Origin of the sequence: Streptomyces sp. NPDC001507, assembly GCF_042894765.1 — a bacterium.
In the GTDB taxonomy this organism is placed as follows: domain Bacteria; phylum Actinomycetota; class Actinomycetes; order Streptomycetales; family Streptomycetaceae; genus Streptomyces.
This window is the reverse complement of sequence record NZ_JBIAVV010000007.1, coordinates 245,782-262,685: the sequence shown is the minus strand read 5'-3', so window position 1 is coordinate 262,685 and position 16,904 is coordinate 245,782. Positions and strand designations below refer to the sequence as shown.

Here is a 16,904-nt window from a genome sequence, read left to right as displayed (position 1 = left end):
CGGGGCCGCGGATCACTCTGCTCCGGACGGATCACGACGATGTCAACGGGCCTGTGGAGATCTCCAATGGCTGGGGTGGGTCGAGGGTGTCTGCAGCTCGGCCAGGGTCGCGCTCGCTGAGGTCAGACAGTTGCACGACGTTCATCCGCGCACCGAGACCGGCTGGGACGGAACGGTAGGAGAGTCGCTCGTCGCCCCCTCACACGCGGCTGCCGGTCGCCGTGTCCGCCGAAAGGCGTTGCGCGACGTAGATCGGGACGACGGACAGGAGGACGAGGACCGCCGCCACCACGTTCACCACCGGAGCCTGCTGCGGGCGGGTCATGTTGTCGAAGATCCACAGGGGCAGGGTCTGGACGCCCGGTCCGGCGGTGAAGGTGGTGACCACGATCTCGTCGAAGGAGAGCGCGAAGGCGAGCAGCCCGCCCGCGAGCAGCGCCGAACGCACCAGCGGGAAGGTGACGTCCACGAAGGCCCGGAAGGTGTCGGCGCCCAGGTCGGCCGCCGCCTCCTCGTAGCTGCCGGAGGTACGGCGCAGCCGGGCGACGACGTTGTTGAAGACGATCACCACGCAGAAGGTGGCGTGTCCGACCACCACGGTGAACAGGCCGAGTCCGACGCCGAGCGGCTCCAGGACCGTGCTGAACGCCGAGTTGAGGGCGATGCCGGTGACGATGCCGGGCAGCGCGATCGGCAGCACGACCACGAAGGAGAGCGCGTCCCGGCCGAAGAAGCGGTACCGGGCGACGGCGAAGGCGATCAGCGTGCCGAGCACCAGGGCGATCGCGGTGGCGCCGAGCCCGGCCTTCACCGAGGTCCACAACGCCTCGCGGGCGCCCGAACTGCGCCAGGCGGCCGACCACCAGCGCGTGGTCAGGCCGGGCGGGGGCCAGCTGGCGCTGCGGTCGGGGTTCAGGGAGTTGACGAGGACGAGGAGCAGCGGGACGTAGATCACGGCGAAGCCGAACCCGGCGGCGAGGCGCAGCGCGATCCGCGCGGAACGGGAGAGTTGCACGGCGGGCTCCTCTACAGGCTGCTCAGCGCGCCCGTACGACGCATCGCGAGCAGGTAGAGCACGATGACGACGACGGGTACGGTGGCGAGCGCGGCGGCCATGGGCAGGTTGAGTTCGATGTTGGCGTAGACGAGGTTGCCGATGAGCTGGGTCTTGCCGCCGACGATCTGCACGGTGATGTAGTCGCCGAGGCTGAGCGAGAAGGTGAAGACGGATCCGGCGGCGACGGACGGCAGCACCATCGGCAGCACCACCGACCGGAAGGTCCGCCCGGCGCGGGCGCCCAGGTCGGCCGACGCGTCGAGGAGGTTGTCGGGCAGGTGCTCCAGCGCCGTGTGGATCGGCAGGATCATGTACGGCAGCCACAGGTAGGTCAGGGTCAGCACGGTGGCCGGCAGTCCGAAGCCCGGCCCGCTCAGTCCGAGGGGCTTGAGCAGCCAGTCGGCGAGGCCTCCCTCGGAGAGGATCAGCCGCCAGGCGTACACCTTGACCAGGTAACTCGCCCACAGCGGTGTGAGGATGGCGACCACGAGCAGCGGGCGCCGGCTGGGCCTGGCGACCCGGGCGGTGTAGAAGGCGACCGGGAAGGCGAGCACCGCGCACAGGGCGGTCACCGCGAGGGCGACGCCGACGCTGCGCAGGATCACCTGCCGGTAGACCGGCGTGGTGAACAGCTCGTGGAAGTTGTCGGTCGACCAGACCTTCACCACCTCGGAGGTGAAGGAGTCGGTCGTCCAGAACGCGGAGACGAACAGCACGGCCAGTGAGCCGAGGTAGAGCACGGCCAGCCACAGCAGCGGGGCGGTCAGCAGCAGGGCGAGGCGGAGCCGGGGGCGCCGGTGCAGCGCCCCCGCGGTCCGGGTGAGCAGGGCCATGGGTCAGCCCTTGATCTCGGTCCAGGCCTGCACCCACTTGGCGTACGGCACGCACTTGACGTCGGTGCGGCCGTCCAGGCACTGCTCGATGGGCGTGTTCCAGAAGGCGATGTTCTTCCAGTAGCCCTCGTCGGCCGCGTGGTAGGTCGTGCAGAAGTTCTTGTCGGCGGTCAGGTCGCAGGACCTGGCGTTGGCCGGCGCCTCGCCGAAGTACTCGGCGACCTCGGCGTTGACCTTCGGGGAGACGATCCAGTTCAGCCACTGGTAGGCGCAGTTGGGGTGCTTGGCCTTGGCGGAGACCATCCAGGTGTCGGACCAGCCGGTGGAGCCCTCCTTGGGCACGAAGGCCTTGACCTTGGCGCCCTCGCCGGCGGCCAGGTTGGCGATGACCTGCCAGCTGGTGCCGATGACGGAGTCGCCGCTCTTGAAGGCGGAGATCTCCTTGAGGTAGTCGCTCCAGTACTCCCCGATGTCCGCGTTCTGCTGCTTGAGCAGGGCGACGGCCGCGTCGAACTGCTTCTGGTCGAGCGCGTAGGGGTCCTTGATCTTCAGCTCGGGCTTGGTGGCCTTGAGGTACAGGGCCGCGTCGGCGATGTAGATCGGCGAGTCGTAGGCGGTGACGTGGCCCTTGTACGTGCCGGCGTCGTCGAAGACGGCGGACCAGGAGGTGGGCGCGGGGCTGACCTTCTGGGTGTTGTACATCAGCAGGTTGGCGCCGCGGCCGTGCGGGATGCCGTACATCTGGCCCTTGACGGAGTTCCAGGCGCCGTTCTTCAGGCCGCTGAAGACGTCCTTGTAGTTCGGTACGAGCTTGGTGTTGACGGGGGCCGCGTCGCCGGAGGCGATCAGGCGCAGGGAGGCGTCGCCGGAGGCGGAGACGGCGTCGTACTGGCCGGTCTTCATCAGCTTGACCATCTCGTCGGAGCTGGCGGCGACCTTGGAGTTGACCTTGCAGCCGGTCTGCTTCTCGAAGTCGGTGACCCAGTCCACCTTGGGGTCGTCGGAGCCGTCCTCGACGTAGCCGGCCCAGGCGATCAGGTTGACCTCGCCCTCGGACTTGCCGAGTTTCGCGAGGGGTTTGAGGTCGGGCGGGTTGAGTCCGGTCGAGGAGCCGGAGCCGGAGGAGCCGCAGGCGGTGGCGGCCAGCAGCAGCGCGGCGAGGGCGGCCGCGGTGAGGGGACGGGGGAGGCGCACGGCGTACTCCAGAGGTGAGGGACGGCGGATCCGGACGTGAGGGACGGCGGGTCAGTCGGGGACGTGGACGGTGTGCCGGCGCTGCCAGCGGAGCCGGACGCGGGTGCCGCGGTAGGCGGTGACGTCCTCGGCGGAGGTGTCGAGGTTCTGCTGGAGGGCGGTGAGCCGGCCGCCGCCGTCCAGGTCGACCAGGAAGCGGGTGGCGTCGCCGAGGTAGACGACTTCGGCGACGGTGCCGAGGGCGGTGACGTGCCCTTCCGTGTCCGGGTCGGCGGCGTTTTCGTCGAGGACCCGGATCTTCTCCGGGCGGACGCTGTGGGTGCCGTGCTCGCCGAGCACGCGCAGGGCGGTATCCCCGGTGAGCAGGTTGGAGGTGCCGACGAAGGAGGCGACGAAGGGGGTCTCGGGGCGTTCGTAGATCTCGGCGGGGGTGCCGACCTGTTCGATGCGGCCCTGGTGGAAGACGGCGACGCGGTCGCTCATCGTCAGGGCTTCCTCCTGGTCGTGGGTGACGAAGACGAAGGTGATGCCGACCTCGCGTTGCAGGGCCTTGAGTTCGATCTGCATCTGCTCGCGCAGCTTGAGGTCGAGGGCGCCGAGGGGTTCGTCCAGGAGCAGGACGCGGGGGCGCCCGACGAGGGCGCGGGCGAGGGCGACGCGCTGGCGCTGGCCGCCGGAGAGCTGGGAGGGGCGGCGGGTGCCGTAGCCGTCGAGGCGGACCTCGGCGAGGGCCTTGCGGGCGCGGACCAGGCGTTCGGCCTTGGGGACCCCGCGGACCTTGAGGGAGTAGGCGACGTTCTGCTCGACGCTCATGTGCGGGAACAGGGCGTAGTCCTGGAAGACGGTGTGCACGTCGCGTTCGAAGGGGGCGCGGCGGGTGACGTCCTGCCCGGCGAGTTCGATCGTGCCCGAGGTGGGGGTCTCGAAGCCGGCGATCAGGCGCAGCACGGTGGTCTTGCCGGAGCCGGAGGGGCCGAGCATGGAGAAGAACTCGCCGTCCCGGATCTCCAGGTCGACCCCGGCGACGGCGCTGGTCTCGCCGAACGACTTCCGCAGATCCCGCAACCGGATCGCGCTGGCCTCCATGGGCGGGAACCTCTCTGCCGTTCTCGTGCGTTGCACCTGGTGGTCGGAAAGATATGAAGTCATAGTTCACAGCGAAAGACCCTTCCAAGGTAAAGGTTGGGTCAACGCATAGGGTGGTGGGCCGTGAGACAGCACCAGACGGCGGGCGGCGCCCGAAAGGCCGTTTTCGCCCCCGTGGACGGCGGCGCCCGGGTCGACGCCGTGGTCCGCCGGATCGGCGACGCCATCGAGCTCGGCCTGCTCTGTGACGGGGAGCAGCTGCCCGGCGAGACCGAACTGGCCGGACGGCTCGGGGTGTCCACGGTGACCCTGCGGGAGGCGCTCATGGCGCTGCGCCAGCAGGGTCTGGTGGTCACCCGCCGGGGGCGCGGCGGCGGCAGCTTCGTGTCCTCCCCCGAGGTGCCCGACCGGGAGCGGCTCACGGCGCGGCTGCGCGGCTGGAGCCCCGAGGAGCTGCGCGACCTCGGCGACCACTGGGCGGCCCTGTCCGGCACCGCCGCCGAGCTCGCCGCGCAGCGCACCGAGGACCACGACCTCGACCAGCTCCGCCGGACCACCGAGGAGCTGCGCGGGGCGCCGGACGCGGCGGCGCGCAGCCGGGTGTACGGCCGCTTCCACGTGGAGCTGGCCGCCGCCGCCCAGTCGGCCCGGCTCACCCGCGAACAGGTGGCGCTGCAGACGGAGATCGGGGCACTGCTCTGCCTTGTGCTCGGGGACGACGAATATCGTGAAGAGGTGGCGGACCGTCACCGGTCCGTAATCTCGGCCGTGCAGGATGGGGCGCACACATCGGCCAGGGAGCTGGCCGAGCGGTGCGTACGGGACTCGACGGCACGGCTGATCGCCCTGCGGCTGGCCCTGTAGCCGCGCCGCGCCCGCTCCCCCGTCCGCCGGAGGGCACCATGAGCCGCTCCACCGTCCCCTCCGGTCCGGCGGCGGCCACGCTCGACGCCGCCGAGGAGTACGTGGCCGCGCGGGTCGGCCACGCCCTGGAGGCGGTGTTCGACGCCGTCGCGGCCACCCGCGCCGACACGACCGCGCTGCTGGCCCGGGTGGCCGCCGAGGGCCGCCGGCCGGTCACCGCGGACCTGGCCGCGCTCCGCCCCGGGCTCCATCTGCGCCTCGCCCGGCAGGAGCTGGTCTCCGGTGTCGGGTTCGTGGCCGCGCCCGGGGTGCTGGCCGACGTCCCGGCGTGGCTGGAGTGGTGGCAGAGCGACGCCTCCGGGGACGTACGGCCGCTCCTCCTCGACCTGGACCCGCGCACCTCGGCCTACTCCGACTACACGCACTGGGACTGGTTCGCGCTGCCCCGGGAGACCGGGCGGCGGGCGGTGGCCGGGCCGTACGTGGACTACCTCTGCTCGGACGAGTACAGCCTCACGCTGTCGGCGCCGGTGGAGGTGGGCGGCCGGTTCCTGGGTGTGGCCGCCGCCGACGTCTACCTGCGGCACTTCGAGGCGGCCGCGCTGCCGCTGCTGCGCGAGCTGCCCGGACCCGCGCGGCTGGTCAACGCCCGCGGCCGGGTGGCGGCTTCGGCGGACCCGGCCCAGCTGGCCGGTTCGCTGGACAGGGGGCCGGACTTCGCGGCGGTCCTGGAGAGCGGACGGCCGGGCGCGTTCGGCGGGCTGCGGCTGGTGCCGTGCCGGGGCGTGCCGCTGGTCCTGGTGGTGGCGGGCGGATGAGACGGAGTCGAGGCGGGGGCCCGGCGGCGGCGTCCGGCCCGACGGCATCGTCCGGCCCTGCGGCAACGTCCGGCCCGGCGCCGTCGGCGACCTGAACGCCGACGGTGCCGGGTCAGCCTTCGGGGGCCGGGACGACGGTGAGATGGGCACCAAGCCCGCCGGGCCGCCGGGAGCGGCGCGGGGCGGGGGGGCGGGGGACGGCGCGCAGCACCAGGGTGTAACGCGCGTAGCCCATGTCCTGGAGGGTCTTGGGGATTTCGCCGACGACCCGGCACTCGGTGGCGCCCAGCAACGGGTCCGGGTGCAGTAGCTGCCGGACGGCTCCGTCGAGCTGCGCGCCGTCCTCGCCGACCGCGCGCAGCCAGTGCGGCAGGCCCTGCCGGAAGGCGGCCTCCATGATGGGGTCCTGGGCGATCTCCCGGCGGATCGCCTGGAGTTCGTGGTCGTGGCCGTACCGCTCAAGGGCGGTCTTGAACTGCGCAAGGAGCGGCAGGCACCAGCCCGCCTCGTGGGCGCCGAGAACCGTTCCGGCATCCGGGTGGAACAGGACGAAACGCAGGAAGTTGTCGCCGGGCATCGCGGTGGGATGCGGGGCGACCGCCCGGAAAAGTGTCTCGAACGCGCCGTTGGCCAGCACCACGTCCCAGCGGTGGTCCACCACGAGGGACGGGAAGGGGACGGCGTCCAGCAGTAGCGCGTAGTCCTGGAGGTACGCCTGGGCCTCAGGGCTTTCGGGGACGGGCCGCGGCGCCGGCCGCCGCCCACCTGCCTGATATGCCATCGGGAGGTCACCCCTCTTGCCTATGCGGCCTTCTCGCGGCGATGTGATCCTGCTGCCCCACCCAGAGTCATGTCAACTATCGTGGCATTTCATGCCGGTTGACGTCCGAAATTGGCCACAGTTGTGGCGAGACCTGGATGTGAGTTCGAACGACCCGCTAATCTCCGGGGGGTCGCGCGGGTGCCGGCACATAACCGGCGCAGCTTGTGAGAAGCCCCTGATTCCCCTGAGAGACGTAGGAGTTCAGTCGGTGACGGATGGCTACGAGGATCCGGGCGCCACGGCGACCGCCCAGCTGCCGGCCGCCGTCTCCCGCGTCTCCGCGCTCGCCGACCGGCTCGGCGTCGCGCACGCCGAGGTCTTCCACGTCGGACGGCTCTCGCACGCCTGCGGTGTCCCCGAGCCCGTGGTCCGGGCCCTGCTGACCGGCCGCCCGGCGGGCGAGCCCGACGTCCAGGCCCGCTTCCTGCAACGCCTGGACCTGCTGCGCCGCACCCGGCTCAAGCCGAACGGCCGCAAGCACACCCAGCAGGAGATCGCCGACGGCGCGGGCATGTCCCGGCAGCAGGCGGGCGCCCTCATCAACGGTGACCGGCGGCCGACCATGGAGCACTGCGACGCCCTGCAGCGCTACTTCCGCGTGCACGCGGGGTTCCTCACGGCCGAGGATCCCGAGGCCCTCGCCGGCGCCCTGCAGCGGGTCGAGCAGGAGCTGTTGCAGAAGCTGGCCGACCGTGAGCGGGCCGCGGCCGAGACGGCCGAGGATCCGCTGGAGCGGCTGCTGCAGGACCACGGAGTGCGCGGCATCGCCTGGCGGGCCGCCCAGCTCCCCACCGACCAGCACCGGGACAAGGTCGCGGAGTGGCTGGACATGCTCCTGGAGAGCGTCAAGCGGCCCGAGTCGTGAGCCGTAAGTCGTGAGCCGTCAGTCGTGAGCCGTCAGTCGTGACCCGAGGGAGGAAAGTGGGCATCGGCAGGGACATGCGCCGGCTGAGCGGTGAGCTGGTCGGGGGACTCACCCTGCCCACGCCCGCGCCCCCGCAGGAGCTGTACCGGGCGCTGTGCGACGCGCTGGGCCGCCGCCGCGGCCGCCCCGTCCAGTTCCGTACGGCCGTCTTCCCGCCCGGCACGGCCAGCGGGCTGTGGCTGGACCTGGCCGACCGCGACCTGGTCGTGGTCGAGGAACGCACCGTTCCCGACCACCAGTTGGTGATCCTCGGCCACGAGCTGTGGCACATGCACGCCGAGCACTGCGGCCATGACGTGGCGGGGGTCGGGGTGGCCGCGCGGCTTCTCGGCGCCGCCACCGGCACCGTCTCCGACGGGGGCACCGAGACGGAGCAGGCCGCGCTCCAGGCCGCCGTCCAGCGGGTGGCCGCCCGCACCCGCTTCGACCGCGCCGAGGAACGGGACGCGGAGACCTTCGGGCTGCTGCTGGCCAGCAAGTGCCGCAGCCGGCTCGCGGGTTCGGCGCTGCGCGGGCCGGTACGGCGGCACGACGTGGCGGGCCGCATCGCGGCGTCGCTGGGCTACCTGGGGAAGTGACCCGCGGCGCGCGCTCAGGTGGCGCTGCGTTCGCTGGCCTCGCGCAGGTCTCGCTGCGCGGCCGGGCCGGGACCGGGGTCGGGGCGGCCGTCGAGGAGCAGGCTGCGCCAGTGCTCGCGGCTCCAGTCCGCCGGGGCGGTGGTGGCGGTGAAATCCTGGACCAGGGCGACGAACCGGGCCGGGTCGGTGTGGAACGGGAAGTGCCCGGCGCCCTCGAAGATCTCCAGCCGGGCGCCGGGCATCGCCTCGCGGGCGCGGTGGGCGTGCCGGACCGGGACCACGCTGTCGCGGTCGCCCCACAGGAGCATGGTCGGCATGCCCTCGGTGAGATAGCAGCGGTCCAGCATGGTGACGACCTGGCCGCGCCAGTCGACGACCGCGCGCAGGGTGCGGACGAAGGCGTTGCGGGAGGTCTCGTCGGGGAGCGCGTCGACCAGGGTGAGCAGTTCCGGGGCGTCCTGGCCGAGGCCGGTGTCCAGGAGCCTCAGCAGGCGTACGGCCAGGCCCACTTGGAGGCGCATGCCGGGCAGCCGGAGCGCCGACAGCAGCAGGTGTGCGCCGGGGAGCGAGACGAGCCGTAGCGCCGGGTTGACCTCGCGTCCCACCCCGCCCGAGCTGACCAGGATGAGCCGCTCCGTGCGCTCGGGGAACTGGTAGGCGAACTGCATCGCGACTCCCCCGCCGAGCGAGTGCCCGACGAGGGTCGCGGACTCGATGCCCAGGGTGGTCAGCAGGTCCCGCACCCCGTTGGCGTAGGCGGCGACCGAGTAGTCGGCCCGCGGTTTGTCCGACTCGCCGTGGCCGAGCAGGTCGGGGGCGATCACGGTGTGGGTGCGGGCGAGGTCGGGGATGAGCCGTGCCCAGGTCGCCGAGGAGTCCCCGATGCCGTGGACGAGGACCAGGGCGGGACCGTCCCCGGCGACGCGGTAGGCGCGCCGGTAGCCGTGCACGACCCGGTGACGGGTCTCCAGTTCGCCGTCGCCCACCGGGCGCAGGTGCGCGCTGCGCTGCGGACGGCTGGGCACCGCTTCTGACACGGTCGGCCTCCCCCGCTGTCCCGGGCCCGCTGCGACCCGGCCGGATGCGTCTCCTTCCAGGGTAGGAAGACTTTTCCCCAGGGGGTTTCGGTGAGGTTTCACCTCGGCTAAGCGAGCGAACCGAGGCCCGGCACGGGGGCGTTGTCAGTGGCGACCGGCAAGCTGGGGGGTGCGCACCGCACACCCGGTGTGCCCGCGCCGTCCGGGCGCGTGACCGCGACGACCGACGGGGAGAGCCGACCGATGCACACCGCCGTACTGACCGACCGTGAACGCGCCGCCGTCCAGGCCTATCTGCGGCTGCTGCACACCGTGCGCGCGGCCTTCGACGGACCGCCCGACGCCCCGCGCCCTTTCGTGGTGCCGCCCGCCGTGCTCGCCGAGGCCGAGGATGCCCTGGCCGGTGCCGGACTGGCGGGCAACGAGGAGGCGTTCTTCCGGCTGCTGCACGACTGGTGCCCACCCACCTGATTCGACGGCGCGTCAGGGGTGCGGCACGACCACGGCCGAGGTCAGCATGCCGTGCCCCACGCTCCAGCGGCCCTCGAAGATCTCCAGCCGCCGCCCGCCGACCTCCGGACCGGGGACCAGGAGGCGGGCGCGCAGGACGCCGTGCGGCCGTTCACCGGGCTCGGGGACGAGCGCTATGTCGGCCTCAAGGAAGTCCAGCCACTTCCCGGTGAGGGGGAACCACGCCTTGTAGACGGATTCCTTGGCGCTGAACAGCAGCCGGTCCCAGTGCACGCCGGGCCGCTCGGCCGCGAGCACGGCGAGCCGCTGCCGCTCGGCGGGCAGCAGCACGGCCTCGGCGACGCCCTCGGGGAGCGCCGCGTGCGGTTCGGCGTCGATGCCGAGCGAGGCCAGGTCGGTGTCGCGGACCAGCGCGGCGGCGCAGTACCCCTCGCAGTGGGTCATGCTGCCGACCAGCCCGTCCGGCCAGCGCGGGGCGCCCCGCTCGCCGCTCACGACGGGCTGCGGCGGGACTCCCAGCTTCTCCATGGCGTCGCGGGCGCAGGCGCGCACGGCGGCGAACTCGCGGCGGCGCTTGGGCACGGCCCGGGCGACCAGCGCCGCCTCCTCGGGGTAGAGCGGGGCCTCTCGGATCGCCTCGTCACCGAGCATCTCCACGGCCACCACCGACTCCGGGAGCAGCTCCTCGATCACCGGTTCCGACCTCCATCGGCAGAATGCGGCGCAGCCGGCCCGGGTCTCCGGAACGCTTGCGCCACTCGCGGGGGTATCCCACGGAGACCTCTTCGAAGCGGACCCCGTCGAGCCAGCTGGTCCGGGGGATGTGCAGATGACCGTAGACCATGGTGGCGACACGGAACCGGCGGTGCCAGTCGGCGGTGCGGGTGGTGCCGCACCACATGGCGAACTCCGGGTACCAGAGCACGTCGGTGGGGTGCCGGTCCAGCGGATAGTGCCCGGCCAGCACGGTCGGCAGGTCCTGAGGCAGTTCGGCGAGCCGGCGTTCGGTCTCCTCGACCCGGGCCCGGCACCAGTCCTCGCGGGTCGGGTAGGGGTCGGGGTGCAGCAGGTACTCGTCGTTGCAGACGATGCCGGTGCCGTGCGCGTAGGCGAGGCCCTCCTCCTTGGTGGCGCAGCCGGCCGGCAGGAAGGAGTAGTCGTACAGCAGGAAGAGCGGTGCCACGGCGGCCGGGCCGCCGGGGCCCTCCCAGATGGGGTACGGGTCCTCGGGGGTGAGCACGCCCAGCTCCCGGCAGAGGCCGACGAGGTGCTCGTAGCGGGCGACTCCGCGCAGCGTGACCGGGTCCTTGGGGTGGGTCCACAGGTCGTGGTTGCCGGGCGCCCACAGCACCTTGCGGAAGCGGCCGGCGAAGGTCTCGAGGACCCAGCGGATGTCCGCGACGGTCTCCGCGACGTCACCGGCCACGATCAGCCAGTCCTCGTCCGACTCCGGCCGCATCTTCTCGACGAGCTCGCGGTTCTCCGGGTAGGAGATGTGCAGGTCGCTGATGGCCAGCAGCTGCCCGGAACCGGCCGTGGACTCCACCCCGTACCCCTTCCGATCATGTCGTCGGCACCCACCACAACACACTTCCGGGGCCGGGAACAAGGGCACCCCGCCGGGCGCGGGGCAGGGATCGGGGCGGCGGTCGGGGCCGTCAAGGAAACCGGCGCGGACGGTGCAGGAAAACGCGCGTGGACAGTACGGGGAAATCCGTAACACTCGCGTTGCACGCGGGGCCCCTCGAAAGCCGTATGATCCCCCCAACACCACCGCCACGAACTTCCCTTCGCCCAGGGCGGTTTGGTGTCCCTCCAACCACCCTGCCCGGGCACGGGCCCGCTGACCCCTGCCCGAAAACCCCGAAAGGCGGCTTTAATGCGCTCTCGCGTACGCGTCTGGCTCAACCGCACGTACGCGGAGAACGTGTTCTTCATGGATCAGCTGCGGAGAAATCCCAGCGACCGGGCGGTCGACATCCATGCGACGCACGGCGACGCCGACTCCCCCGTGCTGGCCGCCGCCGACACCGCCGACCTGGAGCCGGAGGGCCTGTCCCCGGCCGGCTACGTCGAGTACGCCCTCGACCAGTGCCAGCGCCGTGGCATCGATGTCTTCGTGCCCCGGCTGCACCAGTCGGCGATCGTCGCCCACCGGGCCGACTTCGAGGCGATCGGCACGGCCCTGCTGGCGCCGACGCCGCAGGCGACCGCCGTCTTCGAGGACAAGGCGACCGCGTACGAGGCAATGAGCTCGGTGGGCGTCCCGGTGCCGCCGTGGTCGCGGGTCCGCACGGCGGACGAACTGGTCGCCGCGGTCGTGGAGCTGGAGGCCGGTGGGCACAAGGCGTGCTTCAAGCCGGCCGCCGGTGCGGGTGGCGTGGGTTTCCGGGTGATCACGCGCGCCCCCTTCTCGCTCTTTCACCTCAATGGCTTTCCCGGCCCGTACGTCCAGCTCGACATGGTCGTGGACGCGCTGCGGCGTGCGGACGAGCCGGTGGACTGGCTGGTGATGCCGCGCCTGGAGGAGCCCGAGGTGTCCGTCGACTGCCTCACCGGGCCCGACAACCGGGTCCGGCTGGCCGTGGGCCGCACCAAGAGGGGGCGCCGGCGCGGGTTCACCCTCGACGAGCAGTGGCTGAAGCCGGCGCGGATCATCGCCGAGGGCTTCGGGCTGCACTACCTGTCCAACATCCAGTTCCGGATGTACGGCGACCAGCCGGTGCTGCTCGACGTCAACACGCGGCCGGCGGGCGGGCTGCACCAGCTGTCGCTCTGCGGGGTCAACGCCCCGTGGGCGGCCGTGCAGCTGGCGCTGGGCGAGGACCCCGGGGTGATCGAGCCGCCGTTCCTGGGGCAGGACTACGCGGTGGTGTCCGGGCCGAAGCCTGTTCTGCCGTCGGTCCCCGTGCAGCGTGAGGAGGCCGACGTGGTGTTGGCGCCGGCGTTGCCTGTGGAAGTGGAGTCGGTTGACGCTACGGCTGCGGTGCTGCCGCTCTAGGTTGTCGGCCGGGTGCGGCGCCGCCGTGGCTGGTCGCGCAGTTCCCCGCGCCCCTGATGGGGCGCCTCGCCTCACCGGTACGGACCAATTCACGTTCGTCTTCTTGACAGGTGGATTGGTCCAGACCAAATTTGTTTGCGCACAGCCCTGCACCTTCGTGCAACTCCCGAACACCCCCATTCCTCCAGGGAGATCGCGTGCGCAACTCGCTCAGACGTTCCAGACGTCGGATACTCGCCCTGCTCGGGTCCGCCGCTCTCGCGCTCGCCGGGGCCATCGCGCTGCCCGGTACCGCGCAGGCGGCCAACGTGCTGTCCAACCCCGGCTTCGAGTCGGGAAGTCTGTCGCCGTGGTCCTGCTCCGGGAACCTCGGCTCCGTCGTGTCCTCGCCCGTGCACGGCGGCTCGAAGGCGCTCGCGGGCGCCGCGAGCGCCAGTGACAACGCCCAGTGCACGCAGACCGTCGCCGTGCAGCCCAACACGACGTACTCGCTCAGCGGCTGGGTCCGCGGCTCGTACGTCTACCTCGGGGTGACCGGCGGGGCCTCGACCTGGACCACCTCGACGTCCCAGTACAGCCAGCTGACGGTCTCCTTCACCACCGGGGCCTCGCAGACCAGCGCCCAGATCTACCTCCACGGGTGGTACGCCCAGGGGACGTACTACGCCGACGACATCAGCCTCGACGGGCCCGGCGGCAGCTCGGACACCCAGGCGCCCACCGCGCCCACGAACCTCACCTCCACCGGGAAGACCTCGTCGAGCGTGTCCCTGTCGTGGTCGGCCGCGACGGACAACGTCGGGGTGGCGGCGTACGACGTCTACCGCGGGTCGACCCTGGCCACGAGCGTCTCCGGGACCTCCGCCACGGTGAGCGGCCTTTCCGCCAGTACGGCGTACACGTTCACGGTCAAGGCGCGGGACGCGGCCGGGAACGTGTCGGCGGCCTCCAACTCCGTGTCGGTGACGACGAGCGCGGGCAGCGGCGGCGGGACCGGCTTCAAGCAGGCCGCGCCCTATCTCTACGAGGGCTGGGGCGACCCGCCGAACCCGACGACCGTGATGAACGCGACCGGCATCAAGAACTTCACCATGGCCTTCGTGCTCGACTCGGGCGGCTGCACCCCGGCCTGGGACGGCAGCCGGGCACTCACCGGCGGCGCCGACCAGACCGCGATCAACCAGATCCGGGCGGCCGGTGGTGACGTCACCCCGTCGTTCGGCGGCTGGCAGGGCAGCAAGCTCGGCGCCAACTGCTCGTCCGCGAGCGCGCTGGCCGGGGCGATCCAGAAGGTGATCGACGCCTACGGTCTCAAGTCCGTCGACATGGACATCGAGAACACGGACGAGTTCGAGAACGAGGCCGTGCAGGCGAAGATCCTGACCGCCCTGAAGACGGTGAAGGCGAACAACGCCGGCCTGAAGACGATCGTCACCTTCGGCACGTCCACCACCGGTCCGACGTACTACGGCAACCGGCTCATCGAGCAGGCCCAGTCGATCGGCGCCGACATCGACGTCTTCACGATCATGCCGTTCGACTTCGGCGGCGGCTCCGACATGTACGGCAACACCGTGGCCGCGGCCGAGGGACTGAAGACCAAGCTGAAGTCCACGTTCGGCTGGGACGACGCGACGGCCTACGCGCACATCGGGATCTCCGGCATGAACGGGCTGTCCGACCAGCAGGAGAACACCACCCCGGCGATCTGGACGCAGATCCGCGACTGGGGGAACTCGCACCACATCGCCCGGCTCGCCTTCTGGGCGGCGAACCGGGACCGCGGCTGCGCCGGCGGCGGCGTGGTGAGCAACTGCTCCGGGATCAGCCAGAGCGACTGGCAGTTCACCTCGATCACGGCCGGCTTCACCGGCTGAGCACCGCAGGCGGTGGCGTGGGGATGCCCTAGACCGGGTATCCCCACGCCTTCGCCATCTCCGCGAGCCTGGGCGGGAGCTCGGCGGCGGGGTCGGCCTGGCGGGCGGCCTGGATGCGGCCGGACTTGATCTCGTTGCTCCAGTCGCCGAGCTTGGGCCGGAAGGTGCCGTGGTCCTGGGCGCCGTAGTCGAGCATGGTGCTCTCCCAAGGGACGCCGAGGTACTCGCACAGGCCGCGGGTGACCCGTTCCGGCTCGGCGGTCAGGTCCTCGTACGTGATCACGTGGGCGTCGGGGAGCTGCTGCCGGGCCTCCTCCAGCTTCTCGGCGTAGCCGAGGACCTCGCCGTAGATCTGGTCGAGATCGGGTTCGGTGCGGCGGCTGATCAGGGACTGGACGACCGCGCCGGGGTGGCGCAGCAGCAGGACGAACCGGGCGTCGGGCCAACATCGGTGCAGCCGGGGCCAGATGAGGGTGTTCGGCGGGGTCTTGTCGACGATGACGTCCTTGCCGCTGCGGCTGAGTTCGAGGTGCAGCACCCGGTCCCACAGGACGTGCTCGAGCTCGTCCTTGTCCAGGGCGAGTTCCGCCATGGCGTCGGCCGTGAAGTCCCGCGACATACGGACGTGGACTGTGCGCAGGTGCATCTCGTGCGGGGCACGGATACGGCTGTGGCTGTTGAGCAGGACCCGCAGCAGCGTGGAGCCGGAGCGCACCGAGGACAGCACGAAGACCGGCTTCTCCACCAGGCGCGGCGCACGGGGAGCCGCATAGGCGGCCTCGGTGACCGGCTTGACCGTGGGCTGGGCCGGGATGGCGTCCAGGGTCTTGCGCGGCGGGCTCACCGCCTGCGCCATGAGCCGGCCCCGGCGCTTCAGCCCCTTGGCGATCGCTGACATTCGCGGGTCTCGCACGGTGATGCCTCTCTGTCGTCCCTGCCGTCCCGCATCCCAGGGGTGTCAGGCGAACTCAAGGTGTCCAAGAGGAGAACCGACAGGGTCAGGGCGACCCGAAAAGCCGCCCTGACCGGCCTACTTACCGTTCTCTTAATTCTTCATATAAGAAATACCGGCCTCTGGTCCGAATGGGGTCAGAACCGTCCGGACCCGCGGTACAGCTCCAGCTCCCCGTCCAGTTCGACGGCGAGGACGGTCGCGTACGGGTCGAGGTCGGCCGCGGCCGGCGGATCGATCCACAGCACGCCGACCGCCTCGTGCAGGCCGCCGGTCACCCGGTGGCCGAGTTCGGTGCCGGTACCGAGGACGGTGATCCTGTTCACCTCGCTCGCCAGGCCCCGGACGCCGATCTCGGCGCGCGGCACGTCGAACAGGGTGAGGTAGAGGGTGCGCCGGTCGGCGGAGAGGGTGCTCGGGCCGTAGTGGTGCCCGGCCGGCAGGCCGCGCCCGGTCCCGTACACCGCCTCCGCGTGCCTGCGGATCCACTCCCCCAGCCCTTCGAGGCGTTCCACCTGCGGCTGCGGGATGGTGCCGTCCTCCATGGGGCCGACGTCGAGCAGCAGGTTGCCGCCGCCCCCGATGGTCTCGGTGAAGTAGCGGATCAGCTGGGCGAGGGACTTGTGGTTGTGGTCGTGGTGCTGGTACCCCCACGAGTCGTTGATCGTCAGGCACAGCTCCCACGGCCCGTCCGGCGGCACGACGGGGGCGCCCTGCTCGGGGGTGGCGTAGTCGCCCTCGCTGAGCATCCGCGCGTTGAAGACGACGTGCGGGACGTACGACCGGACGAGTGCGGCGAGTTCGGGGATGCGCCACTGCTCCTCGCTGCGGTCCCACTCCCCGTCGAACCACATCAGGTCCGGCCGGAACCGGGAGGCCAGCTCCCGTATCTGGCCGTCACGGTAGGCGAGGAAGCGTTCCCAGGCAGCCAGGTCCTCGTCCTCGGCCGCCACCTCCGAGTACCGGTTGTCCTCCAGCTCCGGCGGCCGGCCCGGCTTGCGCGTGGAGGCGTAGTCGGGGTGGTTCCAGTCGGAGTGCGAGTAGTAGAGGCCGACCTTGAGGCCGTGCTCGCGCAGGGCCTCGGCATAGGGGCCGACGTAGTCCCGGCCGAGGTTGAGGTCGCCGTACGCGGTGTCCCAGAGGGCCACGCCGTCGTGGTGACGGCTGGTGAGTACGGCGTACCTGGCGCCGGCGCGGGCGAACAGGTCCGCCCACGCCTTCGGGTCGTAGTGGGCGCCGGTGAAGCGGTCCAGCTGGGACATGTACTGGTCGTGCGGCACGATGTCGTCGTAGAAGGACCAGGACTCCTGGACCCCGTCCACGGCGTAGATGCCCCAGTGCACGAAGATCCCCAGTTTGGCGTCGGTGAACCAGGGTTGCATGGCCAT

At 71.5% G+C, this 16,904-nt stretch carries 17 protein-coding genes; 7 read left to right on the top strand and 10 right to left on the bottom strand.

Annotation, left to right across the window (positions count from 1 at the left end):
• Positions 1–199: 199 nt before the first annotated feature.
• From ACFY0K_RS23760 to ACFY0K_RS23745, 4 genes are read right to left on the bottom strand one after another with little or no spacing between them, the layout of a single operon-like run.
• Entirely contained in the window at positions 200–1,015 is an 816-nt protein-coding gene (locus tag ACFY0K_RS23760; RefSeq protein WP_390641545.1) for an ABC transporter permease, read from the bottom strand.
• An 11-nt stretch (positions 1,016–1,026) separates the two neighbouring features.
• Positions 1,027–1,890, bottom strand: a complete 864-nt coding sequence (locus tag ACFY0K_RS23755; RefSeq protein ID WP_390641544.1) for an ABC transporter permease — start codon at positions 1,888–1,890, stop codon at positions 1,027–1,029.
• 3 nt (positions 1,891–1,893) lie between these two features.
• Positions 1,894–3,084, bottom strand: coding sequence for an ABC transporter substrate-binding protein (locus tag ACFY0K_RS23750; protein ID WP_390641543.1), 1,191 nt, complete (start codon positions 3,082–3,084; stop codon positions 1,894–1,896).
• A 51-nt stretch (positions 3,085–3,135) separates the two neighbouring features.
• The gene (locus tag ACFY0K_RS23745) at positions 3,136–4,170 is read right to left on the bottom strand and encodes an ABC transporter ATP-binding protein (RefSeq protein WP_390641542.1); all 1,035 of its coding nucleotides are present in this window, start codon (positions 4,168–4,170) and stop codon (positions 3,136–3,138) included.
• 123 nt (positions 4,171–4,293) lie between these two features.
• Here ACFY0K_RS23745 and ACFY0K_RS23740 point away from each other — a divergent pair, with 123 nt between their 5' ends.
• Complete coding sequence (locus tag ACFY0K_RS23740; protein ID WP_390641541.1) at positions 4,294–5,034, top strand: FadR/GntR family transcriptional regulator; 741 nt, start codon at positions 4,294–4,296, stop codon at positions 5,032–5,034.
• Positions 5,035–5,072: 38 nt separating this feature from the next.
• A complete protein-coding gene (locus tag ACFY0K_RS23735) occupies positions 5,073–5,852 on the top strand; it encodes a cache domain-containing protein (RefSeq protein ID WP_390641540.1) in 780 nt (259 codons plus the stop codon).
• Between the two features lie 112 nt (positions 5,853–5,964).
• Here the strand turns inward: ACFY0K_RS23735 and ACFY0K_RS23730 are convergent, their stop codons facing one another.
• Complete coding sequence (locus tag ACFY0K_RS23730) at positions 5,965–6,633, bottom strand: hypothetical protein (protein ID WP_390641539.1); 669 nt, start codon at positions 6,631–6,633, stop codon at positions 5,965–5,967.
• A gap of 250 nt (positions 6,634–6,883) precedes the next feature.
• Here ACFY0K_RS23730 and ACFY0K_RS23725 point away from each other — a divergent pair, with 250 nt between their 5' ends.
• A complete protein-coding gene (locus tag ACFY0K_RS23725; RefSeq protein WP_351955813.1) occupies positions 6,884–7,540 on the top strand; it encodes a helix-turn-helix transcriptional regulator in 657 nt (218 codons plus the stop codon).
• A 74-nt stretch (positions 7,541–7,614) separates the two neighbouring features.
• Positions 7,615–8,178: a M48 family metalloprotease gene (locus ACFY0K_RS23720; protein WP_390641746.1), complete on the top strand. Its 564-nt coding sequence runs from the start codon at positions 7,615–7,617 to the stop codon at positions 8,176–8,178.
• A 14-nt stretch (positions 8,179–8,192) separates the two neighbouring features.
• On the opposite strand, the gene ACFY0K_RS23715 is transcribed toward ACFY0K_RS23720, so the two are convergent.
• A complete protein-coding gene (locus ACFY0K_RS23715) occupies positions 8,193–9,215 on the bottom strand; it encodes an alpha/beta fold hydrolase (RefSeq protein WP_390641538.1) in 1,023 nt (340 codons plus the stop codon).
• Positions 9,216–9,458: 243 nt separating this feature from the next.
• On the opposite strand from ACFY0K_RS23715, the gene ACFY0K_RS23710 reads away from it, so the two are divergent.
• A complete protein-coding gene (locus ACFY0K_RS23710; protein ID WP_293995493.1) occupies positions 9,459–9,686 on the top strand; it encodes a hypothetical protein in 228 nt (75 codons plus the stop codon).
• Between the two features lie 12 nt (positions 9,687–9,698).
• Here ACFY0K_RS23710 and ACFY0K_RS23705 read toward each other — a convergent pair whose 3' ends face one another.
• On the bottom strand, positions 9,699–10,379 hold the full coding sequence (locus ACFY0K_RS23705) for a 4'-phosphopantetheinyl transferase (protein ID WP_390641537.1): 681 nt from the start codon (positions 10,377–10,379) through the stop codon (positions 9,699–9,701).
• Entirely contained in the window at positions 10,327–11,232 is a 906-nt protein-coding gene (locus ACFY0K_RS23700; protein WP_390641536.1) for a metallophosphoesterase family protein, read from the bottom strand. The genes ACFY0K_RS23705 and ACFY0K_RS23700 overlap by 53 nt, the downstream gene beginning before the upstream one ends.
• 333 nt (positions 11,233–11,565) lie before the next feature.
• On the opposite strand from ACFY0K_RS23700, the gene ACFY0K_RS23695 reads away from it, so the two are divergent.
• Positions 11,566–12,687, top strand: coding sequence for an ATP-grasp domain-containing protein (locus ACFY0K_RS23695; RefSeq protein ID WP_390641535.1), 1,122 nt, complete (start codon positions 11,566–11,568; stop codon positions 12,685–12,687).
• A gap of 197 nt (positions 12,688–12,884) precedes the next feature.
• A complete protein-coding gene (locus tag ACFY0K_RS23690; protein WP_390641534.1) occupies positions 12,885–14,564 on the top strand; it encodes a carbohydrate binding domain-containing protein in 1,680 nt (559 codons plus the stop codon).
• Positions 14,565–14,592: 28 nt separating this feature from the next.
• On the opposite strand, the gene ACFY0K_RS23685 is transcribed toward ACFY0K_RS23690, so the two are convergent.
• Together ACFY0K_RS23685 and ACFY0K_RS23680 are read right to left on the bottom strand one after the other, a co-directional pair.
• Positions 14,593–15,462 (bottom strand): sulfotransferase family protein, encoded by an 870-nt coding sequence (locus tag ACFY0K_RS23685; protein ID WP_390641533.1) that lies wholly within the window; start codon positions 15,460–15,462, stop codon positions 14,593–14,595.
• 191 nt (positions 15,463–15,653) lie between these two features.
• Positions 15,654–16,904 (bottom strand): alpha-L-fucosidase, encoded by a 1,251-nt coding sequence (locus ACFY0K_RS23680; RefSeq protein WP_390641532.1) that lies wholly within the window; start codon positions 16,902–16,904, stop codon positions 15,654–15,656.